The sequence below is a fragment of the Kitasatospora terrestris genome, assembly GCF_039542905.1.
In the GTDB taxonomy this organism is placed as follows: domain Bacteria; phylum Actinomycetota; class Actinomycetes; order Streptomycetales; family Streptomycetaceae; genus Kitasatospora; species Kitasatospora terrestris.
The window spans coordinates 1,712,543-1,731,931 of sequence record NZ_BAABIS010000001.1; the positions used below are offsets into that span (position 1 = coordinate 1,712,543).

Annotated in this window: 16 protein-coding genes; 8 read left to right on the top strand and 8 right to left on the bottom strand. The window is 74.0% G+C overall.

Going from position 1 to position 19,389, the window contains the following annotated elements; all coding sequences use genetic code 11:
• Positions 1-37: 37 nt before the first annotated feature.
• Positions 38-1,708, top strand: coding sequence for a phosphoenolpyruvate--protein phosphotransferase (gene ptsP / locus ABEB06_RS07980; RefSeq protein ID WP_345696100.1), 1,671 nt, complete (start codon positions 38-40; stop codon positions 1,706-1,708).
• A 93-nt stretch (positions 1,709-1,801) separates the two neighbouring features.
• Here ptsP and ABEB06_RS07985 read toward each other — a convergent pair whose 3' ends face one another.
• Entirely contained in the window at positions 1,802-3,907 is a 2,106-nt protein-coding gene (locus ABEB06_RS07985; RefSeq protein ID WP_425559584.1) for an acetoacetate--CoA ligase, read from the bottom strand.
• Positions 3,908-3,980: 73 nt separating this feature from the next.
• On the opposite strand from ABEB06_RS07985, the gene ABEB06_RS07990 reads away from it, so the two are divergent.
• Entirely contained in the window at positions 3,981-5,537 is a 1,557-nt protein-coding gene (locus ABEB06_RS07990) for a phytoene desaturase family protein (RefSeq protein ID WP_345696102.1), read from the top strand.
• A 446-nt stretch (positions 5,538-5,983) separates the two neighbouring features.
• Here ABEB06_RS07990 and ABEB06_RS07995 read toward each other — a convergent pair whose 3' ends face one another.
• From ABEB06_RS07995 to ABEB06_RS08005, 3 genes are read right to left on the bottom strand one after another with little or no spacing between them, the layout of a single operon-like run.
• A complete protein-coding gene (locus tag ABEB06_RS07995; RefSeq protein ID WP_345696103.1) occupies positions 5,984-6,895 on the bottom strand; it encodes an alpha/beta hydrolase in 912 nt (303 codons plus the stop codon).
• The gene (locus tag ABEB06_RS08000; RefSeq protein WP_345696104.1) at positions 6,892-7,452 is read right to left on the bottom strand and encodes an NUDIX domain-containing protein; all 561 of its coding nucleotides are present in this window, start codon (positions 7,450-7,452) and stop codon (positions 6,892-6,894) included. Before ABEB06_RS08000 ends, ABEB06_RS07995 begins: the two co-directional genes overlap by 4 nt.
• Positions 7,449-8,255 carry an NUDIX hydrolase gene (locus ABEB06_RS08005; protein ID WP_345696105.1) on the bottom strand — a complete coding sequence of 269 codons (807 nt, stop codon included), beginning with the start codon at positions 8,253-8,255 and terminating at the stop codon, positions 7,449-7,451. The genes ABEB06_RS08000 and ABEB06_RS08005 overlap by 4 nt, the downstream gene beginning before the upstream one ends.
• A gap of 96 nt (positions 8,256-8,351) precedes the next feature.
• Between ABEB06_RS08005 and ABEB06_RS08010 the strand changes: the two genes are divergently transcribed.
• From ABEB06_RS08010 to ABEB06_RS08035, 6 genes are all read left to right on the top strand, one after another.
• Positions 8,352-8,780, top strand: coding sequence for a hypothetical protein (locus tag ABEB06_RS08010; RefSeq protein WP_345696106.1), 429 nt, complete (start codon positions 8,352-8,354; stop codon positions 8,778-8,780).
• A 43-nt stretch (positions 8,781-8,823) separates the two neighbouring features.
• The gene (gene mmuM, locus ABEB06_RS08015) at positions 8,824-9,744 is read left to right on the top strand and encodes a homocysteine S-methyltransferase (protein ID WP_345696107.1); all 921 of its coding nucleotides are present in this window, start codon (positions 8,824-8,826) and stop codon (positions 9,742-9,744) included.
• Positions 9,745-9,937: 193 nt separating this feature from the next.
• A complete protein-coding gene (locus ABEB06_RS08020) occupies positions 9,938-10,702 on the top strand; it encodes an IclR family transcriptional regulator (RefSeq protein ID WP_345696108.1) in 765 nt (254 codons plus the stop codon).
• Between the two features lie 278 nt (positions 10,703-10,980).
• Complete coding sequence (locus tag ABEB06_RS08025) at positions 10,981-11,700, top strand: MIP/aquaporin family protein (RefSeq protein WP_345696109.1); 720 nt, start codon at positions 10,981-10,983, stop codon at positions 11,698-11,700.
• Between the two features lie 92 nt (positions 11,701-11,792).
• On the top strand, positions 11,793-13,310 hold the full coding sequence (gene glpK, locus ABEB06_RS08030) for a glycerol kinase GlpK (RefSeq protein WP_345696110.1): 1,518 nt from the start codon (positions 11,793-11,795) through the stop codon (positions 13,308-13,310).
• A 128-nt stretch (positions 13,311-13,438) separates the two neighbouring features.
• Positions 13,439-15,031, top strand: coding sequence for a glycerol-3-phosphate dehydrogenase/oxidase (locus ABEB06_RS08035; RefSeq protein WP_345696111.1), 1,593 nt, complete (start codon positions 13,439-13,441; stop codon positions 15,029-15,031).
• A 59-nt stretch (positions 15,032-15,090) separates the two neighbouring features.
• Here ABEB06_RS08035 and ABEB06_RS08040 read toward each other — a convergent pair whose 3' ends face one another.
• From ABEB06_RS08040 to ABEB06_RS08055, 4 genes are all read right to left on the bottom strand, one after another.
• The gene (locus ABEB06_RS08040) at positions 15,091-16,068 is read right to left on the bottom strand and encodes an endonuclease/exonuclease/phosphatase family protein (protein ID WP_345696112.1); all 978 of its coding nucleotides are present in this window, start codon (positions 16,066-16,068) and stop codon (positions 15,091-15,093) included.
• A gap of 90 nt (positions 16,069-16,158) precedes the next feature.
• On the bottom strand, positions 16,159-17,445 hold the full coding sequence (locus ABEB06_RS08045) for an RNA-guided endonuclease InsQ/TnpB family protein (RefSeq protein ID WP_345696113.1): 1,287 nt from the start codon (positions 17,443-17,445) through the stop codon (positions 16,159-16,161).
• A gap of 19 nt (positions 17,446-17,464) precedes the next feature.
• Positions 17,465-18,853 carry a GntT/GntP/DsdX family permease gene (locus tag ABEB06_RS08050; RefSeq protein WP_425559585.1) on the bottom strand — a complete coding sequence of 463 codons (1,389 nt, stop codon included), beginning with the start codon at positions 18,851-18,853 and terminating at the stop codon, positions 17,465-17,467.
• On the bottom strand, positions 18,850-19,389 hold the full coding sequence (locus ABEB06_RS08055; protein WP_345696114.1) for a gluconokinase: 540 nt from the start codon (positions 19,387-19,389) through the stop codon (positions 18,850-18,852). Before ABEB06_RS08055 ends, ABEB06_RS08050 begins: the two co-directional genes overlap by 4 nt.

Sequence of the window (19,389 nt, forward strand, 5' to 3'; positions counted from 1 at the left end):
CCCACCGCCCCGACGACGCAGAAGGAAAACTCGGACAATGGAACGCACGCTGCGAGGCGTAGGTGTCAGCCACGGGGTCGCGATCGGCCAGGTACGGCACATGGGCACGGCGGCGCTGGAGCCGCCGGCCACCCAGATCCCCGGTGAGGACGCGCCCCGCGAGCAGGCCCGGGCCCAGGCCGCGGTCGACGCGGTCGCGGCGGACCTGATCGCCCGCGGCAACCTGGCCGGCGGCGAGGCCCAGGCGGTCCTCGAGGCCCAGGCGCTGATGGCACAGGACCCGGAGCTGATCGCGGACGTCAACCGCCGGATCGCGGTGGGCAGCAGCGCCGAGCGCGGCGTCTACGACGCCTTCGCGGCGTACCGTGCCCTGCTGGCGTCGGCGGGCGACTACCTGGCGGGCCGGGTGGCGGACCTGGACGACGTGCGGAACCGCATCGTGGCGCGCCTGCTCGGCGTGCCGATGCCGGGCGTGCCGGACAGCGACGAGCCGTACGTGCTGTTCGCCCGGGACCTGGCGCCGGCGGACACCGCGCTGCTGGACCCGACCCTGGTGCTCGGCTTCGTGACCGAGGAGGGCGGGCCGACCAGCCACAGCGCGATCCTGGCGCGGGCGATGGGCGTGCCGGCCGTGGTGGCGCTGCCCGGGGCGACCGATGTCGACGAGGGCGTCGTGGTGGCGGTGGACGGCTCGACCGGCGACGTGCTGCTGGAGCCGGCGGTCGAGAAGCAGGACGAGCTGCGCCGGAAGGCGGCTGAGCGGAAGGCGGCGCTGGCGGCGTCCTCCGGTCCGGGGCAGACCTCGGACGGGTACAAGGTGCCGCTGCTGGCGAACGTCGGTGGCCCGGCGGACCTCCCGGCGGCGCTGGAGAACGGGGCCGAGGGCGTCGGCCTGTTCCGGACGGAGTTCCTGTTCCTCGACGACTCGGCCAAGGCGCCGAGCGAGGAGAAGCAGGTCGAGGCGTACCGCGCGGTGCTGGAGGCGTTCCCGGAGAGCCGCGTGGTGGTGCGCGTGCTGGACGCGGGCGCGGACAAGCCGCTCGACTTCCTGACCCCGGCGGACGAGCCGAACCCCGCGCTGGGCGTGCGCGGTCTGCGGACCCTGCTGGACCACCCGGAGGTGCTGGCCGCACAGCTGCGCGCGCTGGCGAAGGCGGCCGAGGGGCTGCCGGTCCACCTCGAGGTGATGGCGCCGATGGTGGCCGACCGGGTGGACGCCCGGGCGTTCGCCGAGGCGTGCCGCGCGGCCGGGCTGCGGGCGAAGTACGGCGCGATGGTGGAGATCCCGTCGGCCGCGCTGCGGGCCCGGTCGATCCTGCAGGAGGTCGAGTTCCTCTCGCTGGGGACCAACGACCTCGCGCAGTACGCGTTCGCCGCCGACCGGCAGGTGGGTGCGCTGGCGCGGCTGCAGGACCCGTGGCAGCCGGCGCTGCTGGACCTGATCGCGGCGTCCGCGGACGCGGCGAAGGCGGCCGGGAAGAGCTGCGGCGTCTGCGGCGAGGCGGCGTCCGACCCGCTGCTGGCCTGCGTGCTGACCGGCCTGGGCGTCACCAGCCTGTCGATGGGCGCGGCGTCGATCCCGTACGTGCGGGCGACGCTGGCCAAGTACACGCTGGCGCAGTGCCGGCGGGCGGCGGAGGCGGCCCGGGCCGCGGACACCGCCGACGAGGCGCGGGCCGCGGCGCAGCAGGTGCTGTCGGGCGAGTGACGCGCGCGGCCGTTCGGCCGCTGGTACTCCTGAGGGGTCCGGTTCCACCGTGGGGGGTGGAACCGGACCCCTCAGGCCGTTCCCGGGGCCGGGTCAGGCCCGGCGGTCGCGGCCGAGCCGCTCGAAGTACCGGAGGTGGTCGAGGTTGTCGACCGAGCCGGGGTTGACCGCCTGGGCGAGCGGGGTGCCGGAGAGCAGGCGCTTGACCGGGACCTCGATGCGCTTGCCGGTGAGGGTGTGCGGGAGGCCCTGGACCGCGATCACCTCGTCGGGGACGTGGCGCGGGGAGAGTTCGGTGCGCAGGGACGTCCGGATCCGGGAGACCAGGTCGTCGTCGAGGGCCGAGCCGGGGGTGAGGACGACGAAGAGCGGCATCCAGTAGCCGCCGTTGTCCTCCTCCAGGCCGATCACCAGGGACTCGGCGATCTCGGGGAGGCGCTCGACGACCTCGTAGATGTCGGAGGAGCCCATCCGGACGCCCTGGCGGTTGAGCGTGGAGTCGGAGCGGCCGTGGATGACCACGGTGCCGCGCCCGGTCACGGTGATCCAGTCGCCGTGCCGCCAGGTGCCCGGGTACATCTCGAAGTAGCTGTCGCGGTAGCGGGTGCCCTCGGGGTCGTTCCAGAAGCCGGTGGGCATCGAGGGCAGCGGCTTGGTGACGACCAGCTCGCCGACGGTGTCGGTGTGCGGGGCGCCCTGGACGTCCCAGGACTCGACGGCCGCGCCGAGGCACGGGGCCTGGATCTCGCCGAGGTGCACGGGGAGGGTGGGGACGCCGCCGACGAAGCAGGAGCAGACGTCGGTGCCGCCGCTGACGCTGGCCAGCCAGACGTCCCGCTTGACCTCGTCGTAGATCCACTGGAAGCCGTCGGGCGGCAGCGGGGAGCCGGTGGTGCCGATGCAGCGGACCGCGGCGAGGTCGAGGTCCCGGCCGGGGTGGAGGTCGGCCTTGCGGCTGGCGATCACGTACGCGGCGGAGGTGCCGAGGACGGTGGCGCGGGTGCGGGCGGCGACGGACCAGAGGGCGCCGGTGTCGGGGTGGCCCGGGCTGCCGTCGTAGGTGACGATCGTGGACCCGACGAGCAGGCCGGCGACGAGGAAGTTCCACATCATCCAGCCGGTGGAGGTGTACCAGAGGAAGCGGTCCTCGGGGCCGAGGTCCAGGTGGAGCGCGGCCTGCTTGAGGTGCTCGACGAGGATGCCGCCCTGGCTCTGCACGATGGCCTTCGGCAGGCCGGTGGTACCGGAGGAGTAGAGCACCCAGAGCGGGTGGTCGAAGGGGACCTGCTCGAAGACCGGCTCGGTGTCGCCGGCGGTGAGGTCGTCCCAGTGCAGGGCGCCCGCCGGGGCCGGGCCGCCGAGCAGCGGGACGTGGACGACGGTGCGCAGGGTGGGGAGCTCGCGGCGGAGCTCGGCGACCACCTCGGTGCGGTCGTGGTCCTTGCCGCCGTAGTGGTAGCCGTCGATCGCGAACAGCACGGTCGGCTCGATCTGCTGCAGGCGGTCGAGCACGCTGCGGGCGCCGAAGTCCGGGGCGCAGCTGGTCCAGATCGCGCCGACGGCGGCGGTGGCGAGCAGGGCGACGGCCGCCTGCGGGATGTTGGGGAGGTACGCGCCGACCCGGTCGCCGGGGCCGACGCCCTGGGCACGCAGCGCGGCGGCGAGCGAACCGACCTGGCGGCGGAGCTCGGACCAGCTGATCTCGACGGGGGACTCGGTGGTCTCGTCGAGGTGCAGGATCGCGGGCTTGCCGGCGTTGGCCGGGTCCTCGGCGTGGCGCAGGGCGTGCTCGGCGTAGTTGAGGCGGGCGCCGGGGAACCAGCTGGCACCGGGCATCGCCGGGTCGGCCAGGACGGCGGTCGGCTGCTCGCCGAAGCGGACGTCGAACCACTCGGTGACGGCCTGCCAGAAGCGGGAGAGGTCCTCGGTGGACCAGGCGTGCAGCGCGGCGTAGCGGGCGGCCGCCTCGTCGTCCGTCTCCACCGGGGCGAGCGGCGCGGCGGGGGCGCCGTGGTGTTCGGCGGCCCAGGCCTGGAAGGCGACCAGGCGGCTCGCGGCGGCGCGGGCCGGGTCGGGGCGCCAGAGCGGCTGGTCCTGGTGGGTCGGAGGGGTGCTCACGGTGGTGGTCTCCCGGCCGGTGTCGTGGGGACGGTGGTGCTTGTGGCGAGCCGTCCGAGCTGTGCTGACGGTGCAGACCATGCCATGTGATCGTCTTGCGCGCCAGGGTGTCGCGGTCTGGTCGGACGGGTGGCGAGGTGGTAGACCGACTGGCATGGCAGCGACGTATGACGTGGTGATCGTGGGTGGCGGGCACAACGGGCTGGTGGCGGCGGCCTACCTGGCGCGCGCCGGGCGCAGCGTGCTGCTGCTCGAACGGCTCGGCCGGACCGGGGGCGCGGCGGTCTCCGCGCAGGCGTTCAGCGGGGTGGACGCACGGCTGTCGCGGTACTCCTACCTGGTGAGCCTGCTCCCCCGGAAGATCGTCGACGAGCTGGGCCTGCGGATCGAGCTGCGCCGGCGGCGGTACTCCTCCTACACGCCCGTGCGGCGGGACGGGAAGGACGGCGGATTGCTGGTCGACCAGCAGGACGTCGGGCGGACGGCGGCCTCGTTCCGGCAGCTGACCGGCGGGGACGGGGAGTTCGCCGCCTGGCGGGAGTTCTACGGGATGACCGGGCGGCTCGCCGAGCGGGTGTTCCCCACGCTCACCGAGCCGCTGCCGACCCGGGAGGAGCTGCGCCGGCGGGTGGACGATCCGGTGGCGTGGGCGGACCTGTTCGAGCGGCCGCTCGGGGAGGCCGTCGAGCGGCGCTTCGCGGACGACGTGGTGCGGGGCGTGGTGCTCACCGACGCGCTGATCGGGACGTTCACCCACGCGCACGACCCGTCGCTGGCGCAGAACCGGTGCTTCCTCTACCACGTGGTCGGCGGCGGCACCGGCGACTGGGACGTGCCGGTCGGCGGGATGGGCGCCGTCACCGACGCGCTCGCCGGCGCGGCGCGGGCCGCGGGCGCGGAGCTGCGGACCGGGTGCGAGGTGCTGGCCGTCGACCCCGGCCGCGAGGTGTCGGAGGTCGCGTACCGGGACGCCGACGGCGGCGAGCGTTCGGTCGGGGCGCGGTGGGTGCTGTGCAACGCGGCGCCCGCGGAGCTGGACCGGCTGCTGGGCGTGACCGGCGGCGAGCGGCCGCAAGGCGCACAGCTGAAGGTCAACATGCTGCTGCGGCGGCTCCCCCGGCTGCGGGACGGCGCGGTGGACGGGCGCGAGGCCTTCGCCGGGACGCTGCACCTCGGCGAGTCGTACCGCGAGCTGGAGACGGCGTACCGGGAAGCCGAGGCCGGGCGGATCCCGGCGCCCGGGCCGTCGGAGATCTACTGCCACTCGCTGACGGACCGTTCGATCCTCGGGACGGAGGCGGACCGGCGGGGATGGCAGACGCTGACGCTCTTCGGACTGCACCAGCCGGCCGGACTGTTCACGGCGGACCCGGAGAAGGCGAGGGAGGCGGCGCTGGCCGCCGTCCTGGCGCCGCTGGAGGCCGCACTCGCCGAGCCGCTGGCGGACTGCCTCGCGGTCGACGGCGACGGGCGGCCCTGCCTGGAGGTGAAGACGCCGCTGGACCTGGAGGCGGACCTGCGACTGCCCGGCGGGAACATCTTCCACCGCGAGCTGGCGTTCCCGTGGGCGGCGGAGGGCGCGACGGACGACCGGTGGGGCGTGGCGACCGGGCATCCGCGGGTGCTGCTGTGCGGTGCCGGCGCGATCCGCGGCGGCGGAGTCAGCGGCATCCCGGGCCACAACGCGGCGATGGCCGTCCTGGGCCGGTAGCCGCACGGCGGTCGCCCGGCTCCGGCGGGGCGAGGGCCCCTGCGGGCGGCCGCGCTCCGGGGAGAGGCTTCGGGAGGCGCGCACAACCGGCGGCGAGGCGACCGCCCGGCGGCCCGGCGCAGCCGGGGGTAAGGGGCGGCAGCGGGCGAGGGCCCTGCGGGCGGCCGGACGCTCGCGCAGCGACTTCGGGGGCCCGTGACCGGCCTGCGGCTCCGCTGAGGCAGGGGCCAGCTCGCGGAACGGGCTGCGGGAAGGCCGGCGCAGCCGGGAGTGAGCGCCTGCGGCAGGCCCCGGCGCAGCCGGAAGCGAGCGCGCCCGCGGCGGGACGAGGCCAGGGGCGGCAGCGGGGCGGGTCGCCGGGCGGGCGGGCGGGCGCGTGCTCGCGCAGCGACTTCGGTTGGGCTGAGGGGCCCCCGCTCGCGGAACGGGCCGCGGGCCGGGCGGGGTCAGGGGGTCATCAGGGTGGTGAGGTCGGTGAAGAGGCGGGCGGCGGCGGTGCGGGCGCTGGGGGTGACGGTGTCGAGGGTGAGGAAGCCGTGGATCTGACCGGGTTCGCAGCGGTGGGTGACGGGAACGCCGGCGGCGGCGAGGCGGGTGGCGTAGGCGTCGCCCTCGTCGCGGAGGGGGTCGTGCTCGGCGGTGACGACGACGGCCGGGGGGAGGTCGTGGAGGTCGGCGGCGAGCGGGCTGACGGTGGGGAGGGCGCGCATCGCGGGGTCGGGAACCCACTGCTCGATGCCCCAGGCGAGGGCGTCGGCGCCCAGGACCCAGCCGGTGCCCTTGGTGCGGATGCTGGGCCGGGAGAGGGTCAGGTCGGTGTTGGGGTAGAGCAGGACCTGCCCGGCCGGGCGGGGGCCGTGCTCGTCGCGCAGGCGCAGGCAGGCGAGGGCGGCGAGGTGGCCGCCGCAGCTGTCGCCCATGACGATCAGTGGCAGGTCGGCGGTGGTGCGGGCGCTCGCGGCCCAGCGGACGGCCGCGACGGCGTCGTCGACGGCGGCGGGCCAGGGGTGTTCGGGGGCGCGGCGGTAGTCGACGGCGAGGACGGCGGCGCCGGTGGCGGCGGCGATCCGGCGGCAGGCGCGGTCGTGCGAGTCGAGGTCGCCGATCACCCACATGCCGCCGTGCAGGAAGACGACGGTGGCCCGGGGTTCGGGTGCGGGCAGGTAGTGGCGGGCCGGGGTGCCGGCGACGGTGAGGTCGGTGACGGCGTGGAGTTCGGGCCCGCGGGGCTGGGCCAGGACCCGGCCGCGCTGGGCGCGGCGGAGTCCGGCGGCGCCGAGTTCGCGGGCGGTCGGCCCGGGGTCGCGGCGTACGGCGGTGACGAAGGCCTCGAGTTCGGCGTCGGCGAAGGTGCTCACGCGTGGTTGAACGCGCTGTCGAACTCGCCGTTGAACCAGGACCGCGCGACCCGGGTGTGGAACGGGAAGGCGAGCGGGGTGTCGACGGTGGCGAGCTGCCAGCCGTCGGTCTCGTCGGTGGGCGCGGAGGGCGGCAGGGCGGCCAGGTCGCGGGCGGGGAGGAGGGCGAACAGGCAGAGGAAGCCGCCGAGGGTGTCGGAGTCGGTGGCGACCAGGGACACCTCGGCCGGGTCGGCCAGGATCCCGGTCTCCTCGCGGAGCTCCCGGACGGCGGCCTGCTGCCAGCTCTCGCCGTAGTCGATGTAGCCGCCGGGCAGGGCGAGTTCGCCGTAGCCGGGCTCGATGGTCCGGCGGATCACGATGAGGCGGGTGTCGCCGTCCGGCATGCGGACCGGGAGCAGGGCGACGGTGACCGGCAGCGGGTTGCGGTAGCTGATCCCGGCGCAGGCGGGGCAGGCCCGGGGCCAGCCGTCGGTGCCCTGCGGGTAGGTGGCGCCGCAGAAGTGGCAGTGGGTGTTGGGTCCGTAGACGCGCTGCTCCGCCGGGTGGGTGGTCATGGGGTGGATGGTAGTCCGGTGGGTGCGGTGGGCGGGGTGGTTCGGGCAGGTCCGGGGGCGGGGCGCAGCAGGGGCGGGTGGAGGCGGGTGGCCGGGCCGGGCCGGTAGCGGCGGGCGCGCGGGCCGCCGCGGGTGCCGCCGCGTTCGGTGGTGGCGCCGGTGGGTTCGAGGAATCCGGGGACGGAGAGCACCTTGCGGTGGAAGTTGCCGGGGTGCAGCGGTTCGCCCCAGACGGCCTCGTAGACGGCGCGCAGTTCGGGGACGGTGAAGTCGGCGGGCAGGAAGGCGGTGGCGAGCGGCGTGTTCTCGAGTTCGGCGCGGGCCCGGTCGAGGGCGTCGGCGAGGATCCGGGCGTGGTCGAAGGCGAGCGTGCCGGGGTCGAGGGTGTCGACGGGGTGCCAGGCGGCGGCCGCGGCGTCGGTGCCGGCCTGCGGGTCGGGCAGGTCGGGGGCGAAGGCGAGGTGGGCGACGGACAGGACGTGCATCCGGGGGTCGCGGTCGGGGGCGCCGTAGCTGCCGAGCTGTTGGAGGTGGACGCGGGGCAGCTCGGCGAGGCCGGTCTCCTCGGCGAGTTCGCGGGCGGCGGCGGCCGCCGGGTCCTCCTGTCCGGCGCGCAGGAAACCGCCGGGCAGGGCGAGCCGGCCCCGGTAGGGCGGGGCGCCGCGTTCGACCAGCAGGACGTGCAGGGCTCCGGCGCGGAGGGTGAGCGCGACGACGTCCGCGGTCACGGCGATGGGCGGGAACGCGCGCGGGTCGTACGCGGCGAGCCACGCCCGTTCGTCGGCGGGCTCGGGGGTCGGCATCGCGGGTGCTCCTCGGGTCGTGCTCGTACGGAGATCAACGTAGCGCAGCGGGTGGGATGATCATCCGGAGTACCGGGTCGGGCGGAGGGGGTTGGCGTGGCGGCGTGGTTCGGGCGGGTGTGGCCGGGGCTGCTGGTGGCCGGTGCGGTGCTGGCGCTGGTCGCGGGGGTGGTACTGACGGGCTGGCGGTGGCTGGCCGGGCCCGCGCGCGGTTACGCGGTCGGCACCTGGCGCTCGGAGGCGGGGACCGTGGTGCGGCTGGCCGCGGACGGGACCGTCCGGGCCGAACTGCTGCCGGCGGACGAGAACTGCTGGCTGCCCTCGGGCGAGCGGGTGCCGTTCGCGGCGTCGGGGACGTGGGCACCGGGGCTGATCGACTCCGTCGGGCCGGGGGTGGTCCTGACGCTGAAGGCCGACGGGGAGCCGCTGCCCTGTTACGTGAGCCTGGCGTACGACGGGAGGCCGTGGCTGGAGGGGCTGGTGTTCAACGACGGCCGGGACCTCAATCCGCTGGCCAAGGACTGAACGGGCCTATGGTCGGAGGAGGGACGCACTCCGGGAGGTCGTCGTGGTCGGTGGGTTCGCTGCGGCGCTGGCGGCTGGGCCGGTGGTGCTGGACGGGGGCCTGTCCAACCGGTTGGAGGCCGACGGGCACGACCTCTCGGACCGGCTGTGGTCGGCGCGGCTGCTGATGGAGGGGCCGGAGGCGGTCGTCGCCGCGCACCGGGCGTACTTCGAGGCGGGTGCCGAGGTCGCGATCACCTCCAGCTACCAGGCGAGCTTCGAGGGGTTCGCGCTGCGCGGCGTGGGCCGGGCGACCGCGGAGCGGCTGCTGGGGCTGAGCGTGGAGCTGGCGCGGCAGGCCGCCGAGGAGGCCGACGCGGAGGGGCCCGGCGGCCGGCGGCTGTGGGTGGCGGCGTCGGTCGGGCCCTACGGGGCGGTGCTCGCCGACGGTTCGGAGTACCGGGGGCGGTACGGGCTGAGCGAGGTCGAGCTGGAGCGCTTCCACCGGCCGCGGCTGGAGGCGCTGGTGGCGGCCGGGCCGGACGTGCTGGCGGTCGAGACGGTGCCGGACGCGGACGAGGCGCGGGCGGTGCTGCGGGCGCTGCGCGGGCTGGGGGTGCCGGCCTGGCTGTCGTACAGCGTCGCGGACGGGCGGACCCGCGCGGGGCAGCCGCTGGCGGAGGCGTTCGCCCTGGCGGCGGACGCCGATGAGGTGGTGGCGGTGGGGGTGAACTGCTGCACGCCGGCGGACGCCGACGCGGCGGTGGCGGTGGCCGCGGCGGCGGGCGGGAAGCCGGTGGTGGTCTACCCCAACAGCGGGGAGCGGTGGGACGCGGGCGCGCGGGCGTGGGTGGGCGGGCGGACCTTCCGGGCGGACCGGGTGGAGCGGTGGGTGGCGGACGGGGCGCGGCTGGTGGGCGGCTGCTGCCGGGTGGGGCCCGCGGAGATCGCGGAGCTGGCGGGGATCGTGCGGGGCGGCGCCTGACGGGGCCGGGTCGCGTCGGCGGTGCGCCACGGTGGACGGCCGGCGCGCCCACGCGGCGCAGCCGTGTGTCGGCCGAGGCCCGTGCCCCGGGTCGTGCTGCCCTGACGGGGCGCCCGCGGCGCGGCGTGTGGCAGAGTGGTGGCGATAGCCTTGCGGTCGACAATGTCGACCACCAGTTCTGCGGAGGTAGCCGATGCCCGGCCCGATCCAGTCGCTCTCCCGGGCGGCGGCGATCCTGCGGCTCCTGGCCGGCGGCGAGCGCCGGCTGGGCCTGTCCGAAGTGGCGGCGTCGCTAGATCTGGCGAAGGGCACCGCGCACGGCATCCTGCGGACGCTGCAGCAGGAGGGCTTCGTCGAGCAGGATCCGGAGAGCGGCAAGTACCAGCTGGGCGCGGAGCTGCTGCGGCTGGGGCAGAGCTACCTGGACGTGCACGAGCTGCGGGCGCGGGCCCTGGTGTGGGCGGACGACCTGGCCCGGGCGGCCGGGGAGACGGTCTACCTGGGGGTCCTGCACCAGCAGGGGGTGCTGATCGTGCACCACGTGTTCCGGCCGGACGACACCCGGCAAGTGCTGGAGGTCGGCTCGATGCAGCCGCTGCACTCGACCGCCCTGGGGAAGGTGCTGCTGGCGTACGACCCGGTGGCGCGCGGGGAGTTGGGCGACGGCCCGCTGGAGTCGTACACCAACCGCACGCTGACCTCGCTCGGGGACGTGGACGCCGAGTGCGCGCTGATCCGCGAGCGCGGCTGGGCGGACGCCGTGGAGGAGACCTGGGAGGGCGTGGCGTCGATCGGGGCGCTGATCCAGGACCGGCGGCGCAACCCGGTGGGCGCGGTGTGCATCAGCGGTGCGGTGGAGACGGTCTGCGAGGACGGTTTCGTGAAGCCGTCGCTGGTGGCGTCGGTGCGCAGCGCCGCCCGGGCGATCTCCCGGGACCTGGGGGCGGGCCGCTTCTGACCTGCCGCTGCTGACCGTTCCGCGCCGGGCGCGGGTGGGCGACACGCCTGCCCGCGCCCTTCGCATGTCCGGACATGTCGGTCGGTACGTTCGCTGAGTCACAGCTGCGTAACCCCGCCTTGACGTGGGGCTGACATCGGGAGAAGCTTCCGCATGTCGGTCGACATTGTCGAACGGCGGACGGTCTGATCGGACCCACCTGGCGCTCACCCGCACAGCGATCGGCCGTTCACCTGCCCCCACCCGCTCCTCCGGGCCATCTGGACAAGGGAGTCTCTGTGTCCGCGTTCTCCAACGGCGACATCTTCGTCGGCGAAACCCTCGGCACCGCCGCGCTGATACTGCTCGGTGGCGGCGTCTGCGCCGCCGTCACGCTCAAGAAGTCCAAGGCCATCAACGCGGGCTGGCTCGCGATCACCTTCGGCTGGGGCTTCGCGGTCATGATCGCCGCCTACATGTCGGCGCCGAAGTCCGGCGCCCACCTGAACCCCGCGGTGACCCTGGCCATCGCCGTCGACACCGGCGAGTGGAGCAAGGTGCCGCTGTACCTGGGCTCCCAGCTCCTCGGCGCGATGATCGGCGCCGTGCTGGTCTGGCTGACCTACCTCGGCCAGTTCCAGGCCAACGAGGAGCCCACGCTCGGCATCTTCTCGACCGGCCCGGAGATCCGGAACCCGATCCAGAACCTGCTCACCGAGATCATCGGCACCGTGGTGCTCTGCCTGGGGATCCTCACCCAGGGCCTCAACAAGGGCCTCGGCCTCTCGGGCCTGGGCATCCTGATCGTCGCCTTCACCGTGGTCGGTATCGGCCTGTCGCTCGGCGGCCCGACCGGCTACGCGATCAACCCGGTCCGCGACCTGGGCCCGCGCATCGTCCACTCGCTGCTGCCGATCCCCAACAAGGGCGGCTCCGACTGGTCGTACGCCTGGATCCCGGTGCTCGGCCCGGTCATCGGCGGCCTGCTGGCCGGCGGCCTGTACCACGTCGCATTCTGACGAGCGTTTGCTCCACGCCTGAGCACGGGGACTGACCCAGGGTCAGGCCCGCTCCTCCCCCGCCACCCTCATCCAGAGCCGAGGACCCCCGTATGACTGCCAACTACATCGCCGCGATCGACCAGGGCACCACCTCCAGCCGCTGCATCATCTTCGGCGCCGACGGCCGGATCGTCTCGGTCGACCAGCAGGAGCACTCGCAGATCTTCCCGCAGCCGGGCTGGGTGGAGCACGACGCCGCCGAGATCTGGACCCGCGTCCAGTCGGTGGTGCGCGGCGCGCTGGACAAGGCCGGCCTGAGCAAGGACGACATCCGCGCGATCGGCATCACCAACCAGCGCGAGACCACCGTGCTGTGGGACAAGAACACCGGCGAGCCCGTCCACAACGCGCTGGTCTGGCAGGACACCCGGACCGAGGGCCTGTGCCGCGAGCTCGGCCGCAACGTCGGCCAGGACCGCTTCCGCCGCGAGACCGGCCTGCCGCTGGCCTCCTACTTCGCCGGCCCGAAGATCCGCTGGCTGCTGGACAACGTCGAGGGCCTGCGCGAGCGCGCCGAGGCCGGCGACATCCTGTTCGGCACCATGGACACCTGGGTGATCTGGAACCTCACCGGCGGCGTCAACGGCGGCAAGCACGTCACCGACGTCACCAACGCCTCCCGCACCATGCTGATGAACCTGCACACGCTGGAGTGGGACGAGTCCATCGCCCAGTCGATGGAGGTCCCGCTGGCGGTCCTCCCGGAGATCCGTTCCTCCGCCGAGGTCTACGGCAACGCGGTCGGCGACCTGGAGGGCGTGCCGGTCGCCTCGGCGCTCGGCGACCAGCAGGCCGCGCTCTTCGGCCAGACCTGCTTCGACGAGGGCGAGGCCAAGTCCACCTACGGCACCGGCACCTTCCTGCTGCTCAACACCGGCGAGAAGGTCGTCAACTCCTACCACGGCCTGCTGACCACGGTCGGCTACCGGATCGGCGACCAGAAGCCGGTCTACGCCCTGGAGGGCTCGATCGCCGTCACCGGCTCGCTGGTGCAGTGGCTGCGCGACCAGCTCGGCATCATCTCCACCGCCGCCGAGATCGAGACCCTGGCCTCGACCGTCGACGACAACGGCGGCGCCTACTTCGTCCCGGCCTTCTCCGGCCTGTTCGCCCCGTACTGGCGCTCCGACGCCCGCGGCGTGATCGCCGGCCTCACCCGGTACGTCACCAAGGGCCACCTGGCCCGGGCCGTCCTGGAGGCCACCGCCTGGCAGACCCGCGAGGTCGTCGACGCGATGGAGAAGGACTCCGGCGTGACCCTGACCGCGCTCAAGGTCGACGGCGGCATGACCTCCAACAACCTGCTGATGCAGAACATCGCGGACGTCCTCGACGCCCCGGTCGAGCGCCCGTACGTCGCCGAGACCACCGCGCTCGGCGCCGCGTACGCCGCCGGTCTCGCGGTCGGCTTCTGGAACGACCTCGACACCCTGCGGGCCAACTGGCACCGGGCCGCCGAGTGGACGCCGCGGATGGACGAGGCCACCCGCGAGTCCGAGTACAAGAAGTGGCTCAAGGCCGTGGAGCGCACCATGGGCTGGGTCGAGGAGGACGAGCACACCAACTGACGGCCGGGCCGGTCGGGACCACCTGGTCCCGGCCGGCCGCTTCGACGTTCGCGACCCGCCGCACCCGGGCCGCACCGCACACCGAGAGGAGACACGGCGCCGCCCGACCCGCGCGCCGTACACACACCATGGCAACCATCCCGACCCTCGGCGCCGAGCGCACCCCCGGACGCACCGCCACCCGTGCGGAGACCCGCGAACTGCTCGGCAAGGCCACCTACGACCTGCTCGTCATCGGCGGCGGCATCCTCGGCACCGCGACCGCCTGGACCGCGGCCCAGGCCGGCCTCAAGGTCGCCATGGTCGACGCCGGCGACTTCGCCGGCGCCACCTCCAGCGCCTCCTCCAAGCTCGTCCACGGCGGCCTGCGCTACCTGCAGACCGGCGCCGTCAAGCTGGTCGCCGAGAACCACAAGGAGCGCCGGGCGCTGGCCACCGACGTCGCGCCGCACCTGGTCAACCCGCTGACCTTCTTCGTCCCCGTCTACAAGGGCGGCCCGCACAGCGCGCCCAAGCTCGGCGCCGGCGTCTTCCTCTACTCCGCGCTCTCCGCGTTCCGCGACGGCATGGGCCGGGTCTCCACCGCCGCCCACGCCGCGCAGCAGGTGCCGGCGCTGCGCACCGAGGGCCTGCGCTCGGTCGCCGTCTACGGCGACCACCAGATGAACGACTCGCGGGTCGCCGTGATGACCGTCCGGGCCGCCGTCGAGTCCGGCGCCGTGGTGCTCAACCACGCCGAGGTGACCGGCCTGCGCTTCACCGGCGGCCGGGTCTCCGGCGCCGAGCTGCGGGACCGGCTGGACGGCACCGAGTTCGGGGTCTCCGCCCGCCTGGTGCTCAACGCGACCGGCCCGTGGGTCGACCACCTGCGGAAGATGGAGGACGCCGGCGCCGCCCCGTCCATCCGGCTGTCCAAGGGCGCGCACGTCGTCGTCAAGCGCCGCACGCCGTGGCGGGCCGCGCTGACCATCCCGATCGACAAGTACCGCGTCTCCTTCGCCATCCCGTGGGAGGACCACGTCCTGCTCGGCACCACCGACGAGGAGTACACCGGCGACCCGATGGACGTCCGGGCCACCCAGGCGGACATCGACCAGATCATGGACGAGGCCGGCCACGCCATCCGCGACGAGCACCTCGACCGCGACCTGATCACCTACTCCTTCGCCGGCCTGCGCGTGCTGCCCGGCGGCCCCGGCGACACCGCCGCCGCCAAGCGCGAGACCGTCGTCACCGAGGGCCGGGGCGGCATGCTCTCGGTCGCCGGCGGCAAGTGGACCACCTACCGGCACATCGGCCGCGCCGTGCTCGACAAGCTCAAGAACGTGCCCGGCACCGGCCTCGCCGAGGACATGTCGCCGTTCCCGGCGACCGTGCCGCTGCCCGGCGTCGGCGCGCCGAACGCCGTCGCGCACCGCCTGCTGGTCGACCGCGAGCCCGGCTCCCGGATGGAGCCGCTGGTCGCCAAGCACCTCGCCTCGCACTACGGCACCCTGTCCTTCGACATCGCCCGCCTGATCGCCGACGACCCGGCCCTCGGCGCCCCGATCCACGAGGACGGCCCCGACGTCTGGGCCCAGGTCGCGTACGCCGCCGACAACGAGTGGGCGTACACCGTCGACGACGTGCTGCGCCGCCGCACCACCATGACCGTCCGCGGCCTCGACACCCCGGAGATCCGCGAGCAGGTGCAGGCCTTCCTGAGCGAGCGCCAGAAGTAGCCGCGTACGCGGAAGGGCGGGCACCGGCCGGTGCCCGCCCTTCGGCGTTCCTCCGCGGCTCAGCCCTTGAGGGCGAGTTCGGCGACGACGGCGCGGTGGTCGGAGCGCGGGAGGGTGTGCTCGGAGATCGCCACGGCGGTGAGGGCCGGGCCGTGCAGGACGTGGTCGATCTGGATGAGCGGGGGGAGGTGCGGGAAGTCGGCGTTGTCCTCGGGCCAGGTGGGGGCGAGGCCGTGGCCGAGGTCGGCGGCGGTGTCGGCGAGGCCGGTGGCGATCAGGTCGCGCATCGGGCTGTGGTCGAGGGTGGCGTTGAAGTCGCCGAGCAGGACGGCGTCGCGGGTGCGGCCGGGGGCGGCCTTGCGCAGGTCGTGCAGGCCGTCGGCCCAGCGGCGGGCGTCGCCGAGGGGGTAGTAGGTGTGCACGGCGACGAGCTGGACGGGGTGGCCGGCGAGGTCGACGGTGATGTTGGTGGTCGGCCAGGCGGGGTCGGCGGCGGAGGTGATCGGGAGCCGCGAGTAGAGGGCGGTGTCGGTGCCCGCGGGCCTCTCCCGGTGCGGCAGCAGCTCCCGGATGCCGGCGCGGTCGAGGGCGTCGGCGGCGGAGGTGCTGAGCTCCTCGACGGCGAGGACGTCGACGCGCTGCTCGCGGACCAGGTCGACCAGGGACTTCGGGGAGACCTGCCCGAGGTAGGCGTTGCTGGTGGCGACGCGCAGCCGGGGCGCGGCGGCGGGGGCGGAGTCGGCGTCCGGCACGGTCCGCGGGACGATCCACCAGAGCTGCAGGACCACGAGCAGCGCGGCGAGCGCGCCGGTCCGCCGACAGCGCAGGGCGAGCAGCAGCGCGAGCACGACCAGGGTGGCGAGGGCGACGTACGGGAGCACGACGATCGGCAGGGCGAGGACCGTGCCGTCGTCGAGTCCGCCGATCCGGACGACGGCGAGGAAGGCGGCGAGGGCGAGGACCGGGGTGCTGAGGGTGAGCGCGGTGACGGTCGGCCACCGCCTGCGGCGGGTGGTGTTCTGCGCGTCGTCCGTCATGGTGCCCTCCCGGTCCCGGCGGGCTTGATCGTTTACCGCCGACGTGGACTGTGACATCCCCCGCCCCCTGAACGGTTGCGGGATCCCCGTTCAAGTCGACGCGACTCCCGAGGAGGTTGACGCTTCATCGCCGTCGTCGAGAGGGCTCAGCAGTCCTGCGACCGCCTGTCCGGCGGCGTGTTCGATGTTCCGTGCCGCGTTGGTGTCCGCGTTGATCACGTAGCCACACCCAGGGGCCTTGCAGGCGAACCGTGCCTGTGTCGTCCTGCTCCCGGGAGTGGTGAGACCACAGGCAGAACAGCGTCGGCTGGTGCCGCGAGCGGGGACCTTGATCAGGTGACCGCCCCGGTCTGCAAGCTTGTACGCGAGGAGCTCGACCGTACGGCCCCATGCCTCACCTGCAATGGCTCGGCTGAGCCCGGCCTTCTGCCGGACGTTTGTTCCAGGGTCTTGGACGGTTCCCCTGGCTGACCTCACCATGTTCGCAATGGCCAGGTCTTCCACGACGACCACGGCGAACATGCCGGCAAGGTCAGCGGTGGTCTTGTGCTGCCAGTCGGTGGCACGGCGCTTGGCTGTCGCGCGGTACCGAGCGATCTGGTCGTAAGTCCTGGTCAGCCGGTTGCTGACCGGCTGACCGGGCGTACAGGAGCGACGCTGCCGTGCCGCCTTGCGCTCCAGGCGGACAAGGCGCGCGGTCTCGCCGTCAGTGAGCCACGGGCCGTGCTCCCGCTTCGACCCGTCGGACAGAGCGAGCGGGACAGTGACACCCCGGTCAATGCCGACGACGGTGCCGGTGGTCTTGGGCCGGACCGTGTCCACCACCGTTTCGGTACGGAAGACGATGTACCAGCCGTGAGGCTCCTTGACCAGCCGTGCCCCTGTGATACGACCGGCAGCGCCGGACTTGGTGACACCTGGCAGGTCCTTGATCCAACGAAACCGCACCAGCCCGAGCTTGGGAACACGGCACTGCCCCCACCGGCGGTTCAAACGCTTGACCTGCAGGTCCCGGCCCTGCGGCACGTCCACCGCCATGCGGGAACGGAGCCGGGACTTGAAGTTCGGCGCAGCCGCGCGGCCCTCCCAGCAATTGATCCACGCCCTGTGGTACTGCTTCAGTACCTGCTGCGCGGCCTGCGCCGGGAGTACGGACAGCCAAGGGAGCTCGATGCGGGCCTGGCGGATGTGTTGATCGGCGAGCGCAAGCGAGGCTCGACGCATCGGGCATTTCCCAGCGAGGGTCCACCAGTCGTGCAGGAGGTTCCACACCGCGCGAGCCGCGTGCCCCTGGTCATCCAGGGCGACGACCTGCTCCGGCGTCAGGTCGAGCGGCGCCTTGTGCCCGCGCCGCCGCCGGACCAGGTCCCTCTCCACATTCTTGATACTACGTCAGTCAGAGCACCCAGCCGAGCGGGATGATGATCACGATGGCGACCACCGAGATGACGGTCTCCATCACCGACCAGGACTTGATCGTCTGGCCGACGCTCATCCCGAAGTACTCCTTGACCAGCCAGAACCCGGCGTCGTTGACGTGCGAGAAGAACAGCGACCCGGCGCCGATGGCGAGCACCAGCAGGGCGGCGTGGGTGGAGGACATGTCGGCCGCGAGCGGGGCGACGATGCCGGCCGCGGTGATGGTGGCGACGGTGGCGGAACCGGTGGCGAGGCGGATCAGGACGGCGATCAGCCAGCCCAGCAGCAGCGCGGAGATGTGCCACTTGCTCGACCACTCGCTGACGGCGTTGCCGACGCCCACGTCGATCAGGGTCTGCTTGAAGCCGCCGCCCGCGCCGACGATGAAGACGATGCCGGCGATCGGGCCGAGCGAGCCGCCGACGGTCTCGGAGATCCGGTCCTTGCTGAACCCGGCGGCCCGGCCGAGGGTGAGCATCGCGAGCAGGGTGGCGGCGAGCAGCGCGATCAGCGGCGAGCCGACGAAGTCGAGGACGCGCTGGACGGGGGCCTTCGGGTCGTCGATCACGACGTCGGCGAGGGCCTTGCCGAGCATCAGGACGACGGGCAGCAGGATGGTGGCCAGGACGGCCCCGAAGCGCGGGGTCCTCTCCCGCTCGGCCACCACGGGTGCGGTGGTGGTGGGGATCTCCAGCGGGCCGACCCAGCGTTCGGCGACCCGGGCGAAGAGCGGTCCGGCGACGATCAGGGTGGGGACGGCGACCAGCAGGCCGAGGGCGAGGGTGATGCCGAGGTCGGCCTTGAGGGCGTCGACGGCGACCAGCGGACCGGGGTGCGGCGGGACCAGGCCGTGCAGCACGGAGAGTCCGGCGAGGGCGGGGATGCCGAGCCGCAGCAGCGGGACGTTGCCGCGGCGGGCGACCAGCAGCACGATCGGGATCAGCAGCACCACGCCGACCTCGAAGAACAGCGGCAGGCCGAGCACGGCGGCGATCAGGGCCATCGCCCAGGGCAGGGTGCGGCGGCCGGAGCGGGCCAGCACGGTGTCGGCGACGATGTTGGCGCCGCCGGAGTCGGCGAGCAGCTTGCCGAGCATCGCGCCGAGGCCGATCAGCAGGCCGACGCCGGCCACGGTGGCGCCGAAGCCGGTGGAGAAGCTGGTGAGCAGCTTGTCGAAGGGGGCGCCGGCGACGGCGGCGAGCAGGCCGGAGCCGAGGGTAAGGGCGAGGAAGGGGTGCAGCTTGAGCTTGGTGATCAGCAGCACGATCGCGCCGATGGAGAGCAGCACGGCGAGCAGCAGCTGGGTGTCGCTGTCGGTGTGCGGGAGCGCCGGTGCGCCGGCGGCGAGCAGGGTGGTGGGGGTCACGCGAGGTCTCCGTTGACGGGCCGCAGGGCTGCCGCGGCCATCTCGACGAGCTGTTCGGGGGTGGGGCCGACGTCCAGGACGGTGCCGTGCTCGTCCGGCTGGAGCGGTTCGAGGGTGGCGTACTGGGAGTCGAGCAGGGAGGTGGGCATGAAGTGGCCCACCCGGTGGGCCAGGCGGTCCTCGACCAGGTCGTGGCTGCCGCTGAGGTGCAGGAAGTACGCGTCGGGGCAGGCCGCGCGCAGGGTGTCGCGGTAGCGGCGTTTCAGCGCGGAGCAGGTCACCACTCCCCCGGTGCCGGCGGCCCGCCGCGCCCCGAGCCACTGGCCGAGGGCCCGCAGCCAGGGTTCGCGGTCCCGGTCGTCGAGCGGGATGCCGGCGCTCATCTTGGCGATGTTGGCGGGCGGGTGGAAGTCGTCGGCCTCCGCGTACGGGAGGCCGAGCCGTTCCGCGAGCAGCCGGGCGACGGTGGTCTTCCCGACTCCGGAGACGCCCATCACGACGACGGTGGGCATCCGGTTCTCGACGTTGAGAGCCAT